Origin of the sequence: Microbacterium sp. SORGH_AS_0454 (genome assembly GCF_031453395.1) — a bacterium.
In the GTDB taxonomy this organism is placed as follows: Bacteria; Actinomycetota; Actinomycetes; order Actinomycetales; family Microbacteriaceae; genus Microbacterium.
The window spans coordinates 3,263,858-3,283,056 of sequence record NZ_JAVIYS010000001.1 but is presented as its reverse complement, the minus strand read 5'-3'; the positions used below and the strand labels follow the sequence as shown (position 1 = coordinate 3,283,056).

Genomic DNA, 19,199 nt, shown 5'->3' with positions numbered 1-19,199 from the left:
GGGGTTCAGCGGGCGTAGCGCTCGACGAAGGTCCGCAGCATGAGTGAGGGAGCCGTCACGGGCGCGCGGCGGACGGCGGCGAGGGTCAGGTCGAGTTCGTCCGACGCGAAGTAGCCGTACGAGGCGTAGGCGTGGATGCGCGTGACGATGCCGTCGAGGTCGAGCTCGGGGTGGAACTGCGTCGCGTACACGTTCTGCTTCACACGGAACATCTGCACGGGGCACGTCGGTGACGACGCGAGAAGGGTCGCCGATGGCGGGAGCGCGCTGATGGCCTCTTTGTGCCCGACGAACGCGGGGAAGGTCGCGGGCAGTCCCTTTGCGAGAGGATCGTCGCGTCCCTCGGGGGTGAGAGAGATGTCGACGACGCTGATGGGCTCCGCGAACGTCCCGTCGATGGGTGCCCCCAGGTGCGTCCCCAGGGTGCCGACCCCGTAGCAGGCGCCGAGGAAGGGGACGTCCCGGGCGACGACCTCATCCACCAGGGCGGCCATCTCGGCCTCGACGCGCCGTTGGACGGCGGATTTGCGCTCGGGCGGGTCGGACGCGTTGAAAGGACTGCCGCCGACGAGGATCCCCGACACCGCGTCGAGGTCGAAGGCGGGCATCGAGTCCCGCTCGAGCCGCACACGCAGCAGCCGCTCGGGAGGCAGCCGCGTGAATCGCAGGAACAGCGCGTACTCCTCGTCGGCCGGGCGGTCTTCGGCGCGCGTGGCGAGCAGCACGAAGGGGCGGTCGCCGGGGAGGTCGGTCGAGGTCACTCCAGCGATTGTAGGTGAGCGCTGTCAAGGCACCGGGCGGTGTCGGTGCCGCGGTCTACGCTGGCGTCATGGCTATTGCACGACTGACCGGAGGCCCGCTCGACGGGCAGGTGCTCCCGCTCGAGAACGAGTCCGACGACACGCTGATCATGCCCTACAGCGAGGGCCAGCTCGTCTACCGCCGCGATGGCGGCCTGGCGAACCAGGGCGAGTCCGACGGGCCGACCGAGGCCGTCTTCGTCTTCTCGGAGGAGACCGAGGACATCAACCCCGACGCCGACGGCCGCGACGATTGAGCGCAGCCCCGAGCGGGTCGTCGAGCGTCGAGATCGAGTCGAAGTACGACGTCGACGATGAGACGCCCCTTCCCGACTGGGCGGCCCTCCCGGGCGTGACACGGGTCGGAGAACCCGAGCCGCGTGACCTGGACGCACGCTACCTCGATACGGCCGACGCCGACCTCGCTCGCGCGGGGATCGCTGTCCGCCGCCGCACCGGAGGGCCCGACGAGGGCTGGCACATCAAGGGTCCCCTCGAGGGTGCTGGTCGCACCGAGAGGCAGTGGCCGCTTGAGGGGGACATCGACCCCGACGCCGATCCGGTGGTGCCCGAAGCGATTCAGGATGCCGTCGCCTCGGTCGCCGCGCCTCCGTTCACCCCCCTCGCGCGGGTGCGCAACCATCGCACCGCCTACTCCTTGCTCGACGCGGTCGGGAACGAGGTCGCCGAGTTCGTCGACGACCGTGTCCACGCCCGCGACGAGCGCCGCGGCGTAGAGTCCGTCTGGCGCGAGTGGGAGGTCGAACTCGGTCCTGCCGCGCCGGCCGACGACGACGCGCGCGCGGCGTTCTTCGCCGCGGTCGACGCGGCGGTGTTCGCTGCGGGGGGCCGCCACGCGGCATCCGGGTCCAAGCTCGCTCGCGCGCTCGGGCACTGACTTCTCCGCCCGCGCGAAGAGATGCGGCACTCCGCCGACGACACGGTCGCCACGTGCGACCGACCGTCGGCGGAGTGCCGTTTCGCGTTCGCGCCGAGGTCGTCCGCGGAGACGACGAAGGCCCGCCCGGGCGAACCGGGCGGGCCTTCGTGCGTCACACGATCAGAGGTTGATCATGTGTCCCGTCAGACCGTGGAAGGCCTCCTGCAGACCCTCCGACAGCGTCGGGTGGGTGTGCACGTTGCGGGCCGCCTCGAGGGCGGTGAGGTCCCACTTCTGGGCGAGGGTGAGTTCGGGCAGCAGCTCGGACACGTCGGGGCCGATGAGGTGACCGCCGATGAGCTCGAGCGTCTCGGCGTCGGCGACGAGCTTGACGAAGCCGACGGGCTCGCCCAGGCCGTTGGCCTTGCCGTTGGCCGAGAAGGGGAACTTCGCGACCTTGATGTCGTGACCGGCGTCGCGGGCCTGCTGCTCGGTGAGGCCGAACGAGGCGACCTGCGGGTTGCAGAAGGTGGCGCGCGGCATGTTGCGGTAGTCGCCGAGGGTCTGGGTCTCGGCACCGGCGATGGTCTCGGCGGCCACGACGCCCTGCGCCTCGGCCACGTGGGCCAGCTGCAGCTTGGCGGTGACGTCGCCGATCGAGTAGATGTGCGGCACGTTGGTGCGCATGTGGTCGTCGATGTCGATCGCACCGCGCTCGGTGAGCTTCACGCCGGTGTTCTCGAGACCGAAGCCGTCGACCTTGGGGGCGAAGCCGATCGACATGAGCACGCGGTCGGCGTCGATCGACCCGGTCGAGCCGTCCTTCGCGGTGTAGGCGACGGTGACCTTGTCTCCGTGGTCGGTGACGGAGTCGACCTTCGTGGAGGTGAGGATGTCGACGCCGTAGCCCTTGTACTGCTTCTGGATCTCTTTCGAGACCTCGGCGTCTTCGTTGGGCAGCGCACGGTCGAGGAACTCGATGATCGTGACCTTCACGCCGTAGTTCGTCATGACGTAGGCGAACTCCATGCCGATGGCCCCGGCGCCGACGATGACGATGGACTCGGGGAGCTCGCGGGTGAGGATCTGCTCCTCGTACGTCACGACGTTCTCGGAGAGGCTGACGCCGGGGAGCAGGCGCACGGTGGAGCCGGTGGCGATGATGACGTTGTCGAAGGTGACCTGCTCCTTCGACCCGTCGGTCAGCGTCACGTCGAGGGTGTGGTCGTCGGCGAAGAAGCCGCGGCCTTCGTACTCGGTGACCTTGTTCTTCTTCATCAGGTAGTGGATGCCCTTGACGTGGCCAGCGGCCACCGACCGCGAGCGGTCGAACGCCTTGCCGAAGTCGAAGGTGACGTCCCCCGAGATGCCGAACAGGTCGGCTTTCGCGTGGAAGGTGTGCGCGAGGTCGGCGTTGCGAAGCAGCGCCTTGGAGGGGATGCAGCCCACGTTGAGGCACACACCGCCCCAGTACTTCTCTTCGACGATCGCGACCGACAGTCCGAGCTGTGCGCCGCGGACGGCGGCGACGTACCCGCCGGGACCCGCACCAAGAATGACCAGATCGTAATGAGGCATGGTTCCAGCCTATCGCCCGGTGGTGTCGCCGCCGGCGGTCTTGCGGCCCGCGCGCGAGGCGAAGACGTAGACGAGGACGCCCGCCACGATCACGAGCAGGACCGCGAGCAGGATCCAGGGCAGGGGCGAGGCGCCGGAGCTGTCCTCGGCGGGCAGGGGAGTGGCCTCGGACGTCGCCGAGGGTGCGGCGCTCTCGGTCGCCGTGGGGCTCGCCGACGCGGTGGGGGTCGCGGTCGCGGTGGGGGTGGGAGCGGCCGCGGGCACCGCGAAGGCGAAGTCGCCGTCGATGGGGTGCCCGTCGCTCGAGACGACCCGCCACTTCACGGTGACGGTCCCGGATGCCGGCCCCGCCAGGGCCTGCGTCACCTCGGTTCCCGAAACGGTCGGGGCGCCGTTGGCGAGGGAGGCTCCGGCGGAGTCGGTGACCTCGATGACGGTCGCTCCCGCGTCGGTCAGGATGTCGGCGCTGTACGACAGGGTGATCTGGGAGGGGAGCGACTCCAGCGTCGCGCCGGCCGCGGGGTCGGTCGAGACGAGTTCGTCGTGGGCCGCGGCCGGCAGTGCCGGCACGAGAAGTGCGGCGGCGGCCAGCAGGCCTGCGGCGAGGACAGCGGGAACAGTGCGGCGGCGAGGCGTCTCGGAGGAAGTCATTCTCCGACCCTAACCAGGGTGAAAGCGGCCGGACGGGGGGCATGCGCAGGGTCTCGGCGTCCTGCGTAGCGGTCCGGGGTGAAGACGGCGCGCCGACAGCGGGTGATGCGGACTCGACAGGGGTAGGTCCGGGTCGATAGGTTCGAGTGTCTCGTCGGCCGCCTCCGCATCCCCCAAACCGCGGTGTCCCGGTTTCGGCGAATACAGACACATCACGCCTCACCATGACCTGCTCGAAGTCGGTCGACCCCGCCGTTGGCGACCGATCGGTTATGGTGAATATGAAGGAGAAGCCGTGGACGAGACCAGCCGATTCGAGCGAGACGAGATCCGGCGCGCGGCCGACGCCGCAGCAGCCGGCGCGTCGCACGACACGACCCAGACCCACGACGCCGACCTGTCGTTCGTGCCCTTCGGTGCCGATCTCACCGAGGCCGAGCTCGAGGCGATCGAGGCCCTCCCCTCGGGGGCGGCCCTGCTCATCGTGCGCTCCGGTCCGACCACGGGCGCCCGGTACCTGCTCGACACCGACGTGACCACCGTCGGCCGTCACCCCGAGGCCGACCTCTTCTTCGACGACGTGACCGTGTCGCGCCCGTCACGCCGAGATCCTGCGTTCCGGCAGTTCGTTCGAGATCGTCGACCAGCGTTCGCTGAACGGAAGCTACGTCAACGGCGAGCGGGTCGATCGCTCGGCTCTCGTCAACGGCGCCGAGGTGCGCATCGGCAAGTTCCGCCTGAACTTCTTCGGCTCGCCGGTCGACCTGCCCGCGGCAGAGCGCTGATGGCGGCAGCCCCCTCCCGTAGTCGACAGACGGCTGCGGGGCTGCTCAGCATCGGCCAGGTGCTCGCGCGTCTGACCCCCGACTTCCCGGCGCTCACCTCCAGCAAGCTCCGCTTTCTCGAGGTGCAGGGCATCGTGTCGCCGACCCGCACCGAGTCGGGGTACCGCAAGTTCTCGCCCGCCGACCTCGAGCGCCTGCGCCTCGCGCTCACCCTGCAGCGCGATCACTACCTTCCGCTCGTCGTCATCCGCGATTACCTCGCCGACCTCGACGCGGGCCGCAACCCGGCGCCGCCCACCTCGATCCCGTCGATGACGAGCGCTCCGCGCCGCTATCGTCGCGAAGAACTCCTGTCCGCCGCAGGCGCGCGTCCCCAGCTGTTGAACGACGCGGTCAGCACGGGGGTGATCGCCGGTGCCGACACGTATTCCGAGCAGGCCGTCACTCTGCTGCGGGCTCTCGTCGCGCTCGATCGCCACGGCATCGAACCGCGTCACATCCGCTCGCTCCGCCAGAGCGCCGAGCGCGAGGTCTCACTGGTGGAGTCCGCGTTGTCGGCTCTGCTGCGTCGTCCCGACGCGCCTTCTCGGGCTCGCGCGAGCGAGCTCGCACCCGAGCTCGCGGCCCGTCTCGACGAGGTGCGCACGATGTTCGTGCGAGACGCTCTCGAGCGAATCCTGTCCTGATCGCGACACGCCGCAGCCCTCGGAGCGGATGTCATTGCCGGGGGACCTCCGCTCATCTAGCGTGGAGGAAACGAACCGATGAGGAGGACGCGAGCATGAACGCTGGCGACGCACTCGGTGAACCTCGGTTCGCCGCTGATCTCCTCTTCACCGACGGTCTGCCCGAGATGGACGACGACACCGGTTACCGCGGAGCCGTCGCGGCACGCGCCGCCGGCATCACCTACCGCCAGCTCGACTACTGGGCTCGGACCGAGCTCGTCGTTCCGACGGTTCGCGGAGCGAGCGGCTCGGGATCGCAGCGTCTTTACGGTTTCCGCGACATCCTCGTCCTCAAGCTCGTGAAGCGCCTTCTCGACACGGGCATCTCGCTGCAGCAGATCCGCACGGCGGTCGACCAGCTCCGCGCCGCGGGCATCCGCGACCTCGCCGGCACCACGCTCATGAGCGACGGAGCATCGGTGTATCTCTGCACCTCGAACGACGAGGTCATCGACCTGGTCAGCCGCGGACAGGGCGTTTTCGGCATCGCCGTGGGCAAGGTCCTCCGCGAGGTCGAGTCGACGCTGGTCGATTTCGAAAAGGCGACCCCCGAGGCCGTCGACGAACTCGCCGCTCGCCGCGCCGCCCGCACCGCGTAGACACGCCCGTTCTCATCGGATGCCACGGCATCCGGCAATGCGTCGTCCTCCGACTCCTCTCGGCCGACGACCAGCAGGGGAGCGGCGGGTGCGCCGACAGCGCCGTTGCCGGCACGGATCTCGGCCCCTCGATGTGCTCAGGGGTCTCGCGGAGCGCCGTAATGACGGACGCCGCCCGACTGCGAGGCAGCGGGGCGGCGTCGGACAGGACCGCGGTCAGGCCTGGGGTGCCTCGTTCTCGACGGGGATACGGCCGGTGCGCACGATCCGGTCGAGCAACGCATCGAAGTCGGCAGCGAGCTCCTGAGCGGAGTCGCCGGGCCACACGTGCAGCGGCTTGGCCGCGCCCTGCGCCTGCTGGAGCGAGGTGCGCTCGGGCAGCTGCGGGTTGAGGACCAGGGGGCCGAACATGTCGCGGAGTTCCTTGATGCGGAACTGGTGCTCGATCGACTGGGGGCGGACGCGGTTGACCACGACGCCGAGCGGCTGCAGGCGCGGCGAGAGTCCACGGCGGATCTCCTCGATCGCGCGCAGGGCACGGTCGGCTGCGGCGACGGAGAACAGGCCCGGTTCGGTGACCACGACGACGCGGTCGCTCGCGGCCCACGCGGTGCGCGTGAGGGCGTTCAGCGAGGGCGCGCAGTCGATCAGCACGAGGTCGTAGTCGGCCTCGATGGTCGCCAAGGCCTCTTCGAGCTTCCAGACGTCGCGGACACTGGGATGCGGACCGTCGAAGTTGATGGCCGAGGGGCTGCCGATGAGCACGTCGATCGTGCCCGGATGAACCTTCGCCCACCCGCTGGAGGTGATCGCCTGTCGGACGACCTTCTCTTTGGGGTTGGCCAGGACATCGGCGATGTTGAGCCGACCGGCGACTTGGATGTCCATCCCGGTCGACACGTCGGACTGAGGGTCGAGGTCGACGACGAGAGTGCGAACGCCACGTGCGAAGGCTGCGGAAGCCAGCCCGAGTGTCACGGTCGTCTTGCCGACCCCGCCTTTGAGAGAGCTGACGGAGAGTACGTGCACGAGAGTCCACGTTACCGTCCCCTAGGCTGTGAGCACATTCAGCTCCGCCAGCTTGACGTGAGGTGCGCATGTTCTCGAAGATCCTGGTCGCCAATCGCGGGGAGATCGCGATCCGCGCCTTCCGTGCGGCATACGAGGTCGGCGCCCGCACCGTCGCGGTCTATCCGTACGAAGATCGTGCCTCGCTCCACCGCCTGAAGGCCGACGAGGCGTACCAGATCGGCGAGCGGGGCCACCCGGTCCGCGCCTACCTCGACGTCGACGAGATCATCCGCGTCGCCCGCGAATGCGGGGCGGATGCCATCTACCCGGGCTACGGCTTCCTGTCCGAGAACCCGGAGCTCGCCGAGAAGGCGGCCGCTCACGGCATCACCTTCATCGGTCCTCCCGCCGAAGTGCTCGCGATGGCCGGTAACAAGGTCACGGCGAAGGAGCACGCGATCTCGGCGGGCGTTCCGGTGCTGCGCTCCACCCCGGCGTCGGACGACATCGACGAACTGCTCGCTCAGGCCGACGACATCGGGTTCCCCGTGTTCGCGAAGGCCGTCGCCGGCGGGGGCGGGCGCGGCATGCGCCGCGTGGAATCCAAGGGCGAGCTCGCCCCGGCCCTGGCCGAGGCCATGCGCGAGGCGCAGAGCGCTTTCGGCGACCCGCGCATGTTCCTCGAGCAGGCTGTCCAGCGTCCGCGTCACGTGGAGGTGCAGATCCTCGCGGATGCCGCGGGCGAGACCGTGCATCTGTTCGAGCGCGATTGCTCCGTGCAGCGGCGCCACCAGAAGGTCATCGAGATCGCGCCCGCGCCGAACCTCGCCCCCGAGGTCCGCGACGATCTGCACCGCTATGCCGTCGCTTTCGCGCGCTCGATCGGCTATCAGAACGCGGGAACGGTGGAGTTCCTGCTCGAGACCGCGGGCCCGCGCACCGGTGAGGTCGTCTTCATCGAGATGAACCCGCGCATCCAGGTCGAGCACACGGTCACCGAAGAAGTGACCGACGTCGACCTCGTGCAGTCGCAGATGCGCATCGCCGCGGGCGCCACCCTCGCCGACCTGCACCTGCACCAGGACGACATCCGCCTGCGCGGTGCCGCGTTGCAGTGCCGCATCACGACCGAGGACCCCACGCAGGGGTTCCGCCCCGACACCGGGAAGATCACGACCTACCGGTCGCCCGGTGGGGCCGGCATCCGTCTCGACGGAGGCACGACAGCGGCCGGTTCGCAGGTGAGCCCGCACTTCGACTCGATGCTGTCGAAGCTCACGTGTCGCGGCCGCGACTTCGAGGCCGCCGTGTCGCGCGCGCGTCGGGCCCTCGCCGAGTTCCGCATCCGAGGTGTCTCCACGAACATCCCGTTCCTGCAGGCCGTGCTCGACGACCCCGCCTTCGTCGCCGGCGACCTGAGCACCTCGTTCATCGACGAACGCCCCGAGCTGTTGAAGGGCCGCGAGTCGAAGGACCGCGGAACGAAGATCCTCTCGTGGCTGGTCGACACCACCGTCAACCGCCCCAACGGTGAGAACCCGCTCTCGATCGATCCGGGCGCGAAGCTTCCCACGCCCGATCTGGCCACCCCGGCCCCGGCCGGCTCGCGTCAGCGGCTGCAGGAGCTCGGTCCCGCCGGCTTCGCGAAGGCCCTGCGCGATCAGACCGCTCTCGCGGTCACCGAGACGACGTTCCGCGACGCGCACCAGTCGCTGCTCGCCACGCGCGTGCGCACCCGTGACCTCGCGCGCGTCGCCCCCTACGTGGCGCGCTCGACACCCGGACTCCTCTCCGTCGAAGCCTGGGGCGGGGCGACCTACGACGTCGCCCTTCGCTTCCTCGGCGAAGACCCGTGGGAGCGCCTCGACGCTCTCCGCGAGGCCCTGCCGAACGTCGCCATCCAGATGCTCCTGCGCGGCCGCAACACCGTCGGCTACACCCCGTACCCCACGGAGGTCACCGATGCGTTCGTGGCCGAGGCCGCGGCATCCGGGGTCGACATCTTCCGCATCTTCGATGCGCTCAACGACGTGTCTCAGATGCGCCCGGCGATCGACGCGGTTCTGCGCACCGGCACCGCCGTCGCCGAGGTGGCCGTCTGCTACACCGGCGACCTTCTCGATCCCGCCGAGGATCTCTACACGCTCGACTACTACCTTCGTCTGGCCGAGCAGATCGTCGATGCGGGCGCCCACGTGCTCGCGATCAAGGACATGGCGGGGCTGCTCCGCCCCACGGCCGCGGCCAAGCTCGTCTCGGCTCTGCGCGAGAGGTTCGACCTGCCGGTCCACGTGCACACCCACGACACCGCGGGCGGGCAGCTCGCGACCCTGTTGGCCGCGTCGGCTGCGGGAGCGGATGCCGTGGACGCGGCGTCGGCACCCATGGCGGGAACCACCAGCCAGCCGTCTCTGTCGGCCCTGGTCGCCGCCCTCGCGCACACCGATCGCGATACCGGTCTCGACCTCGCGGCCGTGAGCGACCTCGAACCGTACTGGGAGGCGGTGCGTCACCTGTACCGTCCGTTCGAATCGGGACTGGCCGGTCCTACCGGACGCGTGTACCGGCACGAGATCCCGGGCGGTCAGCTGTCGAACCTGCGCCAGCAGGCGATCGCGCTCGGGCTCGCCGACGACTTCGAGCTCATCGAGGACATGTACGCCGCGGCGAACCGCATCCTCGGCCGCGTGCCGAAGGTCACACCCTCTTCGAAGGTCGTGGGCGACCTCGCCCTGCACCTCGCCGCCGTCAGGGCCGACCCCGACGATTTCGAGCAGCACCCCGAGAAGTACGACGTGCCCGACTCGGTCGTCTCGTTCATGGCGGGCGAGCTCGGCGACCTGCCGGGCGGGTGGCCCGAGCCCTTCCGTTCGAAGGTTCTCGCCGGGCGGGATGTCAAGACCGGCACGACCCCGCTCACCGACGACGACCAGGCCGCCCTGGCGGGGGAGTCCTCCGAGAGACGCGCGCGTCTGAACCGGCTGCTCTTCCCCGGCCCGACACGCACCTTCGAGCAGACCCGCGAGACGTACGGCGATCTCAGCGTGCTCGATACGGCCGATTATCTCTACGGTCTTCAGTCCGGCGGAGAGCACACCGTCGAGATCGAGCGGGGTGTGCAGTTGTTCGTGGGGCTCGAGGCCGTCGGCGAGGCCGACGACAAGGGCATGCGCACGGTGATGACGACGCTGAACGGCCAGCTGCGCCCGGTCTTCGTGCGCGATCGTTCGATCGACGTCGAAGCCCGCCAGGCCGAGAAGGCCGACACCTCGAAACCCGGGCAGATGGCAGCGCCGTTCTCCGGCGTCGTGACGATGAAGGCGACGGCGGGGGACCGCGTCTCGGCCGGTCAGGCCGTGGCCTCGATCGAGGCGATGAAGATGGAGGCGGCCATCACCGCGACCGTCGACGGCGTGGTCGAACGTGTCGCCATCGGTACCACACAACAGGTGGAAGCAGGAGATCTTTTGCTGGTAATCCGCCAAGCGCAGTAACCTAGAAGGGGGCGCTTTCGCGCCCTCTTCCCGTTTGGAGACTGCAGTGACCCCCGACCGCACCGACGCGAACCCCGACGAGAACGCCGAGCACGGCGTGCTCGAGGAGAGCGGGAATCTCGACACGGCCAGCATCACGATCCTCGGCGGGCACATCGCTCAGGTCAATGTCGACCTGCCCGTGGCCAGCGATGACGACCTCGATGACGATGTGATCGAAGACGAGATCCCCCTCGACGAGGCCGATCTCGCCGCCCTCGACGCCCCGCGCGTTCCTTCCGCCGTACCCGCCGGCATCGACGACCACGCCGAGATCGTGCACGACCCGCACGTCGAGCAGCTCCCGACCGGCGACATCATCCTCGAGCCGCATGACACGGACGCAACGACGGAGCCGCTCTCCGACGACGACGTGCACGATGCGGAGATCGTCGACGAGTCGCCCCGCGACGCCTCGGAGCACGAGATGCCGGATGCCGACGCCCCCGGCCGTCGCGGAAGGAGTCGGTGACGAGACCGCGGCGGATGCCGCGGCGGAGCTGTCCGCGGAATCGCGCGAGATCGACGAAGACCAGGACCGCTTCGACGAGACCTTCTCGTCGGAAGAGGCCGAGGAGCTTGCCTCCGGCGACGAGCTCGTGGGCGCCGACGAGGACGATGACGTCGACGCCCCGACCGCCGCTGACGCCCTCCCGGGTGAGGACCTGCTCGCGCAAATCGACCCGGTGGAAGCCGACCTGGCCGGGGCGGCCGAGTCCGACTCGCGGGCCGAAGACCTCGCCGATGCCGAGATCGTCGACGACCTCGCGACCGAAGCCGATGCCGCCGAGACGGTGGGGGCCCTGGATGCGGCGTCCCGGGGTGGGGAAGACCTCGAGCCGGACCACGCACCGGCCGATGAACGCGAGCCCGAGACGCACGTCGAGCCCGACCTGTCGGCGGACATCTCGGAGCCGCTCACGCACGCGCCGTGGGTCCCCGCGGCCGTCGGCGAGCCTGAGCACGGCGACACAGAAGAGATCGCCCCGGAAGAGTCGGGGCCGCACGACGCGGTGTCCGCACTCGCGGAGCCGGAAGAGGTCGCTGTCGAGGAGACCGAGCTCGCCGCGACCGCACCCGCCGACGCCGACGCCGACGACGACGACGACGCAGAGGTCGAGGAGACCGAGACCGTGGCAGACACGCCCGAGCCCACCCGACAGTCCGTTGACGCGCCCCGCCCGCCGGTCACCGCCGAGTCGCAGCCCGCACCGCCGGCTACCGCCGAGGTCGAGGTCGAAGCCGACTCCGCCGGGGCGGAGCCTCAGACCGTCGTCGCCCCCGCAGCGGCGCCGACCACGCGCGCAGAGCGCGCCGCGACGGGCGTCATCGGAACGATTCCGCTCACGCGCCGCAGCGCCCACCAGGCCGATGATGCCGCCCGTGCCGCCGACGAGGCCGCCCGCGTCGATCGCGCCCACGCGCTGGAGCGCGTGCGCACGCCCGCTCCGGAGGTCACGCTGACCTCGAAGCGCATCGGTCAGATCGACGACGCGCGCGAAAGCTCCGACCTGCTCACCGCCGACCGTCTGCTCGATCCGCGTCAGATCGCGCGTCCCGAGCCCGAGGGTCTCTGGCAGCAGCTGGTGTACTCGGTCTCGCGTCACCGCATCAACCTCGGCGACGGTCGTCGTGCCCGTCAGCGCAAGGATCTGGACCGCCGGATCGCTACGCCTCTCGCGGGCGGCGCGCGATTCGTGCCGGTGCTCTCGCGCAAGGGCGGTGTGGGCAAGACCACCGTCACCTCGCTCCTGGGCATGGCCCTCGCCGACGCGCGCGACGACCGCATCATCGCGGTCGACGCCAATCCCGATCGCGGGACGCTCGCAGACCGCGTCGGCCGTCCGAACGGACGCACGGTCCGCGACCTCGTCCGTTCGCACGACGAGATGGTCGGCTACAACGACGTCTCGTCGATCGTCGCTCGCGACGCCACGCGTCTCGACGTGCTGGCATCCGATTCCGATCCGCGGGTGTCCGAGGCCTTCAGCGACGACGACTACCGCCAGGTCGCCGACGTCGCCGCGCACTACTACTCGATCGTCCTCACCGACACGGGCACGGGGATCGTGCACTCGGTCATGGGTGCGACACTCGAACTGGCCGACACCCTGGTCATCGTGGCGGGCCTGTCGGTCGACGAGGCGCGCCTCGCGTCCGAGACGCTCACGTGGCTCGAGACCAACGGCTATGCGGCGCGCGTCCGCGATGCGGTCGTCGTGCTGAACAACTCCCGCCCCGGCACGCCGCTGGTGCGCGAGAGCGAGCTCGAGGCGCACTTCCGCTCGCGTGTGCGCACCGTGATCCGCATGCCCTACGACGCACATATCGCCGCGGGCAGCGCCATCACCTTCCGCGACCTGCAGCCCTCGACCCGACAGGCCGCGCGCGAGCTCGCCGCCGCCGTCGTCGAGGGCCTGCGTGCCCCGGCGGTCGCGGCATGAGCGTCCGCCCGATCCGCCTGTTCGGCGACCCCGTCCTGCGCGCGCCCAGTGCGCCCATCGAGCAGATCGACGACGGCATCCGTGCCCTCGTCCAAGACCTGATCGACACGGTCGAGCTGCCCGGGCGCGCGGGGGTCGCGGCGCCGCAGATCGGCGTGGGTCTGCGCGCTTTCAGCTACAACATCGATGGCGACATCGGCTACGTGCTCAACCCCGTGCTCGTCGAGACGCGCGGAGAGCCGGAGCCGGTGGGGGAGGGGTGCCTCTCGGTGCCGGGTCTCTGGCACGATGCGCTGCGCTATCCGTGGGCCAAGGTCGTCGGAATGGACCTCGACGGCAACGAGGTCGTGCTCGAGGGCGAGGGGCTGCTCGCCCAGGCCCTGCAGCACGAGACCGATCACCTCGACGGCATGCTGTACCTCTCGCGCCTGTCCGCCGAGACGCGTCGTGAGGCGATGCGCCAGGTGCGCGAGAGCGACTGGTTCTGATTCGGAGCCGGGTCACGCGCTTCCCCCGGGATTCGCGCAACCTCCGTCGTTTTCGGCCATGTCGAGCCGTAGTCGTGCGGATCGCCGAGGTTGTGTGGATCGCTGAGGTTGTGCGGGTCGCTGGGGTGTGGCCGGCGTCGGCGTATCCTCGGTGATTTGCGTAACTTCCGTGGGTTTCCGGGGCGGCGGGCTGAGGCTGCGCGGGTAGCTGAGGTTGTGCGGGTCGCTGGGGTGCGGCCGGCGTCGGCGCACCCTCGGCGATTTGCGTAACTTCCGTGGGTTTGCGGGGCGGCGGGCTGAGGCTACGCGGGTCGCTGAGGTTGTGCGGGTCGCCGAGGTGTCGCTGGCGTCGGCGTACCCTCGGCGATTTGCGTAACCTCCGTGGGTTTCCGGCGCGCCGGGCTGAGGTTGTGCGGATCGCTGAGGTTGTGCGGGTCGCCGAGGTCTCGCTGGCGTCGGCGTATCCTCGGCGATTTGCGTAACTTCCGTCGGTTTCCGGGGCGCCGGGCTGAGGCTGCGCGGATCGCTGAGGTTGTGCGGGTCGCCGAGGTGCGGCCGGCGTCGGCGTGCCCTCGGCGATTTGCGCAACCTCCGTGGGTTTCCTGTGAGCCGGGCTGAGGTTGTGCGGGTCGCTGACGTCGTGAGAGGGGATACGCGACGGCCCGGCCCCTCGGGGGACCGGGCCGTCGTCGTCGCGCGTCTCAGGGGAGCGACACGTTGGTCGTGTTCACCGGCACGGCGTAGATGTCCTCGATGGCGTCGGCGAAGTCGGCGACGATGACGTTGCGCTTGATGCTCATCTTCGGCGTCAGGTGCCCGCTGGCCTCGGTCCACTCGGTGGGCAGGATCGTGAACTTGCGGATCGACTCCGCGCGCGAGACCCGCGTGTTGGCGCGGTCGATCGCGCCCTGCACCTCGGCGCGCACCTTGTCGTTCTCGGCCGCCTCGGCGAGCGGCATGTCGGCGGGCAGGCCGTTGTTGGCCAGCCAGGTGGGGAGCATCTCGGTGTCGAGCGTGACCAGGGCCGCGATGAACGGTTTGTGGTCGCCCACGACCACGACCTGACCGACGATCGGGTTCGCGCGGATCGGGTCCTCGAGAGCGGCGGGAGCGACGTTCTTGCCGCCCGCGGTGACGATGATCTCTTTCTTGCGGCCCGTGATGGCGAGGAATCCGTCGCTGTCGAAGGCGCCGATGTCGCCGGTCTTGAACCACTCGCCGTCGAAGGCGTCGGCCGTCGCCTCGGGGTTCTGCCAGTACTCGCGGAACACGTTGATACCGCGCACCTGGATCTCGCCGTCATCGGCGAGACGGATGCCGACACCCGGCAGTACGGGACCGACGGTGCCGATCTTCGACTTCGTGGCGAGGTTCACCGTGGCCGGGGCGGTGGTCTCGGTGAGGCCGTAGCCCTCGAGGATCACGACGCCGAGGCTGCGGAAGAAGTGACCCAGGCGGGGGCCGAGAGGGGCCGATCCCGACACCGCGTAGACGATGTTGCCACCCATGGCATCCCGCAGCTTGGAGTAGACCAGCTTGTCGAAGAGCGCGAACTTGATCTTGAGCAGCAGGGGAATCGACTTTCCGTCCTGCAGGCGCTGGGAGTGCTCGATCGCGGCGTCGGCGGCGGCGCGGAAGATCCTGCCCTTGCCACCGGCCTCGGCCTTCTGCTCGGCGGAGTTGTAGACCTTCTCGAACACGCGGGGGACCGCGAGGAGGAAGGTGGGGCGGAAGCTGCCGAGCGCCGGGAGGAGCTGTTTCGTATCGGGCTGATGTCCTGTCTTCACGCCCGCGTGCACGTTGAGCAGCGAGATGAAACGCGCGAACACGTGCGCCGTGGTGATGAACAGCAGGGTCGAAGCGCCGGGGGTCTCGACGACCTCGTGCAGCGACTTGGCGGAGTTGCGCGCCAGCTCGACGAAGTTGCTGTGGACGAGCACGCAGCCCTTCGGACGGCCGGTGGAGCCCGAGGTGTAGATGAGGGTGGCGACGTCGGAGGCCTTCGCCAGATGGCGGCGGCGCTCGATCTCTTCGTCGGTGATGTGCGTGCCGCCCGAGACGAGCGCGTCGAGGGCTCCCGAGTGCATCGCCCAGACCTCGCGGACGAGGGGGAGGTCGCTGCGGACCTCGTCGAGACGTTCGGCGTGTTCCGTGGACTCCAGGACCACGGCGATCGCACCGGAATCCGACAGGATCCACGAGATCTGCGACGGCGAGCTGGTCTCGTAGACCGGGACCATGATGGCGCCGGCGTAGAACAGCGCGAAGTCGACCAGGGTCCAGTCGTAGGTGGTGCGGGCGATGAACCCCACCTTCTCGCCGGGCTGGATGCCGGCGGCGACGAAGCCTTTCGCGAGGGCGATGACCTGCCGTTCGAATTCGACGGCGGTGACGTCTCGCCATCCGTCTCGGTCGGGTACCGCGAACAGCGGCCGGTCGGGGGTGGCGCGGACGCGGTCGGCGAGCAGGTCGGACGCGTTGGCGTCGGGGTCTGCGGGGATGAGGGCGGGTTGATCGAACTGGATCACGGCAACTCCTTTGGCACCGGAAGAACGTCGAGCTGTGGGACGAGTCTATCCGCATCGACGTGCTCGCCCCGGGGAGCGCACGGCATCATCGTCGGTTGCACCGGGTGGCTAGACTGCTCCGGGCCGAGCCGCACGGTGGGCCCGGAAGGGAGCGCGGTGCGCAACGTCGGCATCGACATCGGGGGAACGAAGATCGCGGGGGGCGTCGTCGACGACGACGGCACCATCGTCGAGAAGCTTCGAGTCGACACTCCCATCGACCCCGCGGCCCTCGTGGACGCCGTGGTCGACATGGCCGATCATCTGCGCCGCGCCCACGAGATCCACGCGATCGGCGTGGCCGCCGCCGGCTTCATCAGCCGCGACCGCAGCACCGTCATCTACGCGCCGAACATTGACTGGCGTGACGAGCCCCTCCGCGCGCGTCTCGAGCAGCGTCTCGACGCCCCCGTCACGATCGAGAACGACGCGAACGCCGCGGGCTGGGGCGAGTACCGCTTCGGTGCGGGTCGGGGCGTGCGCGATATGGTCATGCTCACGATGGGCACCGGCGTCGGCGGTGCCGTCGTCACCGACGGGGAGCTCTTCCGCGGCGGTCACGGCATCGGCGCCGAACTCGGCCACATGCGCTTCGTGCGCGGCGGTCACCCCTGCGGGTGCGGGCAGAACGGATGCCTCGAGCAGTACGCCTCGGGACGCGCACTGCAGCGCGAGGCCAACGCCATCGCCGACGAGGGCGGCATCGGCGCGGCTCTCGCCGCCGTCCGCGAGGAGCGGGGCGCGATCCCCGGCCCCGCCGTCTCGCGCCTGGTCCTCGCCGGCGATCCGGGGGCGATCGAGGCCCTCCGCCGTGTCGCCACGGCCCTGGGCGAGGCGTGCGGCGGCTTCCAGGCGGTGCTCGACCCCGAGGTCTTCGTGATCGGCGGGGGAGTGGCCCAGCTCGGCGCCGACCTGCTCGAGCCCGTGAAGCTCGCGTACGAGACCTCGCTCCCGGGGTACGGTGAACGTCCGGTCGCCGAGTTCGCGATCGCACGTCTGGGCAACGACGCCGGTCTCATCGGGGTCGCGGACCTCGCCGGGAAGGAGCGCTGACGATGTTCTACTGGCTCATGAAGTACGTGGTGATCGGGCCGGTCATCAAGGCCGTGTTCCGCCCGTGGATGGTGGGTCGGCGCAACATCCCCGCCGACGGCGCGGCGATCCTGGCCAGCAACCACCTGTCGTTCTCCGACTCGATCTTCCTGCCGCTCATGATCGACCGCCGGATGGCGTTCCTCGCCAAGAGCGACTACTTCACGGGCAAGGGTCTCAAGGGCTGGGCCACTCGCATGTTCTTCACCGCGACGGGCCAGCTGCCCATCGACCGGTCGGGCGGCAAGGCCTCCGAGGCCTCTCTCAACACGGGCCTGGGGGTGCTGGGGCGTGGCGAGCTGCTCGGCATCTACCCCGAGGGAACGCGCAGCCCGGATGGCACGTTGTACCGCGGGCGCACGGGCATCGCACGGATGGCTCTCGAGGCGCGCGTCCCGGTCGTGCCCGTGGTCATGGTCGACACCGGCGCCGTCATGCCGATCGGTCAGCGCCTGCCCCGCGTGGGGCGGGTCGGCATCGTGATCGGCGAGCCCCTCGACTTCTCGCGCTTCGAGGGGATGGAGGGCGACCGCTACGTGCTGCGTTCCGTCACCGACGAGATCATGGTGGCGCTCCAGCGTCTCGGCGAGCAGCGGTACGAAGACGTCTACGCCTCGACCGTGAAGGACCGTCTCGCCACGTCACGGGCGGCGAAGGCGCCGGTTTCCCGCCACTAGACTTCAGGGGTGAATCAGCAGCTCCACGACCTCGACCACTGGCGAACCCTGCCCATCAAGCAGCAGCCGCAGTGGTATGACGAGGCCGCTGTGGCCGCGGCATCCGCAGAACTCTCGACCCTCCCGCCTCTGGTTTTCGCCGGTGAGGTCGACAACCTGCGCGAGCGCCTCGCTCGTGCCGCCGCCGGCCAGGCCTTCCTCCTGCAGGGCGGTGACTGCGCCGAGACCTTCGCCGGTGCCACCGCCGAGCAGATCCGCAACCGCATCAAGACCGTGCTCCAGATGGCCGTCGTCCTGACCTACGGCGCCTCGATGCCCGTGGTCAAGATGGGCCGCATGGCGGGTCAGTTCGCCAAGCCGCGCTCGAGCGACGTCGAGACGCGTGGTGACGTGACGCTGCCGGCCTACCGCGGCGACATCGTGAACGGTTACGACTTCACCGAGGAGTCGCGCAAGGCCGACCCCGCGCGTCTGCTCAAGGGCTACCACACGGCCGTGTCGACCCTGAACCTCATCCGCGCCTTCACCCAGGGCGGCTTCGCCGACCTCCGTGAGGTGCACAGCTGGAACAAGGGTTTCGCGAGCACCCCGGCCAATCAGGCCTACGAGAGCATGGCGACCGAGATCGACCGGGCCATCAAGTTCATGGAGGCCGCCGGGGCGGACTTCGACGAGCTCACCCGCGTCGAGTTCTACACCGGCCACGAGGGTCTCCTCATGGATTACGAGCGCCCCATGACGCGCATCGACTCGCGCACGGGCCAGCCGTACAACACGTCGTCGCACTTCCAGTGGATCGGCGAGCGCACCCGCGAGCTCGACGGCGCCCACGTCGACTACTTCTCGAAGATCCGCAACCCCATCGGTGTCAAGCTCGGCCCCACCACGACGACCGACACCGCGCTGGCGCTGATCGACAAGCTCGACCCCGAGCGCGAGCCGGGTCGCTTGACCTTCATCACCCGCATGGGGTCGGGCAAGATCCGCGACGCCCTGCCGCCGTTGCTCGAGGCCGTCCGCGACTCGGGCGCCACCCCGCTCTGGGTCACCGACCCGATGCACGGCAATGGCATCACCACCCCCACCGGCTACAAGACGCGCCGGTTCGACGACGTCGTGGACGAGGTTCGCGGCTTCTTCGAGGCGCACCGCTCGGTGGGCACGCACCCCGGCGGCATCCACGTCGAGCTCACCGGCGACGATGTCACCGAGTGCCTGGGCGGCTCGGAGCAGATCGACGAGGCGACCCTCGCCACGCGCTACGAGAGCCTGTGCGACCCGCGTCTGAACCACCGCCAGAGCCTCGAGCTGGCGTTCCTCGTGGCCGAGGAGCTCGAGAAGCGCTGACTCTCTTGTGAATCAGACG

16 protein-coding genes and 1 pseudogene are annotated in these 19,199 nt (G+C 69.7%); 12 read left to right on the top strand and 5 right to left on the bottom strand.

Features of this window, described 5'->3' with window-relative positions; all coding sequences use genetic code 11:
• Positions 1–5: 5 nt before the first annotated feature.
• Positions 6–761 carry a glutamine amidotransferase gene (locus QE454_RS15800; RefSeq protein ID WP_307459833.1) on the bottom strand — a complete coding sequence of 252 codons (756 nt, stop codon included), beginning with the start codon at positions 759–761 and terminating at the stop codon, positions 6–8.
• A 68-nt stretch (positions 762–829) separates the two neighbouring features.
• Here QE454_RS15800 and QE454_RS15795 point away from each other — a divergent pair, with 68 nt between their 5' ends.
• The gene (locus tag QE454_RS15795) at positions 830–1,057 is read left to right on the top strand and encodes a response regulator (RefSeq protein ID WP_267786713.1); all 228 of its coding nucleotides are present in this window, start codon (positions 830–832) and stop codon (positions 1,055–1,057) included.
• Positions 1,054–1,698: a CYTH domain-containing protein gene (locus tag QE454_RS15790; protein WP_307459836.1), complete on the top strand. Its 645-nt coding sequence runs from the start codon at positions 1,054–1,056 to the stop codon at positions 1,696–1,698. Before QE454_RS15795 ends, QE454_RS15790 begins: the two co-directional genes overlap by 4 nt.
• A gap of 162 nt (positions 1,699–1,860) precedes the next feature.
• Here the strand turns inward: QE454_RS15790 and lpdA are convergent, their stop codons facing one another.
• Positions 1,861–3,258, bottom strand: a complete 1,398-nt coding sequence (gene lpdA, locus QE454_RS15785; protein WP_210076375.1) for a dihydrolipoyl dehydrogenase — start codon at positions 3,256–3,258, stop codon at positions 1,861–1,863.
• A gap of 9 nt (positions 3,259–3,267) precedes the next feature.
• Entirely contained in the window at positions 3,268–3,909 is a 642-nt protein-coding gene (locus QE454_RS15780; RefSeq protein WP_307459838.1) for a copper resistance CopC family protein, read from the bottom strand.
• Positions 3,910–4,237: 328 nt separating this feature from the next.
• Here QE454_RS15780 and QE454_RS15775 point away from each other — a divergent pair.
• From QE454_RS15775 to QE454_RS15765, 3 genes and pseudogenes are all read left to right on the top strand, one after another.
• A pseudogene (locus QE454_RS15775) lies at positions 4,238–4,694 on the top strand (FHA domain-containing protein).
• Positions 4,694–5,380: a MerR family transcriptional regulator gene (locus QE454_RS15770; RefSeq protein ID WP_210076370.1), complete on the top strand. Its 687-nt coding sequence runs from the start codon at positions 4,694–4,696 to the stop codon at positions 5,378–5,380. Before QE454_RS15775 ends, QE454_RS15770 begins: the two are co-directional and overlap by 1 nt.
• A gap of 95 nt (positions 5,381–5,475) precedes the next feature.
• Positions 5,476–6,021 (top strand): MerR family transcriptional regulator, encoded by a 546-nt coding sequence (locus QE454_RS15765; RefSeq protein ID WP_210076368.1) that lies wholly within the window; start codon positions 5,476–5,478, stop codon positions 6,019–6,021.
• A gap of 216 nt (positions 6,022–6,237) precedes the next feature.
• Here the strand turns inward: QE454_RS15765 and QE454_RS15760 are convergent, their stop codons facing one another.
• A complete protein-coding gene (locus QE454_RS15760; protein ID WP_055835478.1) occupies positions 6,238–7,050 on the bottom strand; it encodes a ParA family protein in 813 nt (270 codons plus the stop codon).
• 68 nt (positions 7,051–7,118) lie between these two features.
• Here QE454_RS15760 and QE454_RS15755 point away from each other — a divergent pair, with 68 nt between their 5' ends.
• The 4 genes from QE454_RS15755 to def are packed head-to-tail and all read left to right on the top strand — an operon-like array spanning position 7,119 to position 13,497.
• Positions 7,119–10,526, top strand: a complete 3,408-nt coding sequence (locus QE454_RS15755; protein ID WP_307459840.1) for a pyruvate carboxylase — start codon at positions 7,119–7,121, stop codon at positions 10,524–10,526.
• Between the two features lie 46 nt (positions 10,527–10,572).
• Positions 10,573–11,037: a hypothetical protein gene (locus QE454_RS15750; protein WP_309668750.1), complete on the top strand. Its 465-nt coding sequence runs from the start codon at positions 10,573–10,575 to the stop codon at positions 11,035–11,037.
• A complete protein-coding gene (locus tag QE454_RS15745) occupies positions 11,000–13,009 on the top strand; it encodes a MinD/ParA family protein (protein WP_309668749.1) in 2,010 nt (669 codons plus the stop codon). The genes QE454_RS15750 and QE454_RS15745 overlap by 38 nt, the downstream gene beginning before the upstream one ends.
• Entirely contained in the window at positions 13,006–13,497 is a 492-nt protein-coding gene (gene def, locus QE454_RS15740; RefSeq protein WP_210076364.1) for a peptide deformylase, read from the top strand. The genes QE454_RS15745 and def overlap by 4 nt, the downstream gene beginning before the upstream one ends.
• A 701-nt stretch (positions 13,498–14,198) precedes the next feature.
• On the opposite strand, the gene QE454_RS15735 is transcribed toward def, so the two are convergent.
• Positions 14,199–16,025: a long-chain fatty acid--CoA ligase gene (locus QE454_RS15735; RefSeq protein ID WP_210076362.1), complete on the bottom strand. Its 1,827-nt coding sequence runs from the start codon at positions 16,023–16,025 to the stop codon at positions 14,199–14,201.
• 156 nt (positions 16,026–16,181) lie between these two features.
• On the opposite strand from QE454_RS15735, the gene QE454_RS15730 reads away from it, so the two are divergent.
• Genes QE454_RS15730 through QE454_RS15720 form a run of 3 tightly spaced genes read left to right on the top strand, consistent with a single transcriptional unit; the run spans position 16,182 to position 19,180 of the window.
• A complete protein-coding gene (locus QE454_RS15730; protein WP_210076359.1) occupies positions 16,182–17,117 on the top strand; it encodes an ROK family glucokinase in 936 nt (311 codons plus the stop codon).
• A 2-nt stretch (positions 17,118–17,119) separates the two neighbouring features.
• Complete coding sequence (locus tag QE454_RS15725; protein ID WP_210076358.1) at positions 17,120–17,833, top strand: 1-acyl-sn-glycerol-3-phosphate acyltransferase; 714 nt, start codon at positions 17,120–17,122, stop codon at positions 17,831–17,833.
• Positions 17,834–17,842: 9 nt separating this feature from the next.
• Positions 17,843–19,180: a class II 3-deoxy-7-phosphoheptulonate synthase gene (locus QE454_RS15720; protein WP_210076356.1), complete on the top strand. Its 1,338-nt coding sequence runs from the start codon at positions 17,843–17,845 to the stop codon at positions 19,178–19,180.
• Positions 19,181–19,199 lie beyond the last annotated feature (19 nt).

What these genes read in the sequence shown, in the direction of transcription:
- QE454_RS15770 (WP_210076370.1), top strand. Translation starts at nt 4,694, where the DNA reads ATGGCGGCAGCCCCCTCCCGTAGTCGACAGACGGCTGCGGGGCTGCTC.
- QE454_RS15795 (WP_267786713.1), top strand. Translation starts at nt 830, where the DNA reads ATGGCTATTGCACGACTGACCGGAGGCCCGCTCGACGGGCAGGTGCTC.
- QE454_RS15745 (WP_309668749.1), top strand. Translation starts at nt 11,000, where the DNA reads ATGCCGACGCCCCCGGCCGTCGCGGAAGGAGTCGGTGACGAGACCGCG.
- QE454_RS15780 (WP_307459838.1), bottom strand. Translation starts at nt 3,909, where the DNA reads ATGACTTCCTCCGAGACGCCTCGCCGCCGCACTGTTCCCGCTGTCCTC.
- QE454_RS15755 (WP_307459840.1), top strand. Translation starts at nt 7,119, where the DNA reads ATGTTCTCGAAGATCCTGGTCGCCAATCGCGGGGAGATCGCGATCCGC.
- def (WP_210076364.1), top strand. Translation starts at nt 13,006, where the DNA reads ATGAGCGTCCGCCCGATCCGCCTGTTCGGCGACCCCGTCCTGCGCGCG.
- QE454_RS15765 (WP_210076368.1), top strand. Translation starts at nt 5,476, where the DNA reads ATGAACGCTGGCGACGCACTCGGTGAACCTCGGTTCGCCGCTGATCTC.
- QE454_RS15725 (WP_210076358.1), top strand. Translation starts at nt 17,120, where the DNA reads ATGTTCTACTGGCTCATGAAGTACGTGGTGATCGGGCCGGTCATCAAG.
- lpdA (WP_210076375.1), bottom strand. Translation starts at nt 3,258, where the DNA reads ATGCCTCATTACGATCTGGTCATTCTTGGTGCGGGTCCCGGCGGGTAC.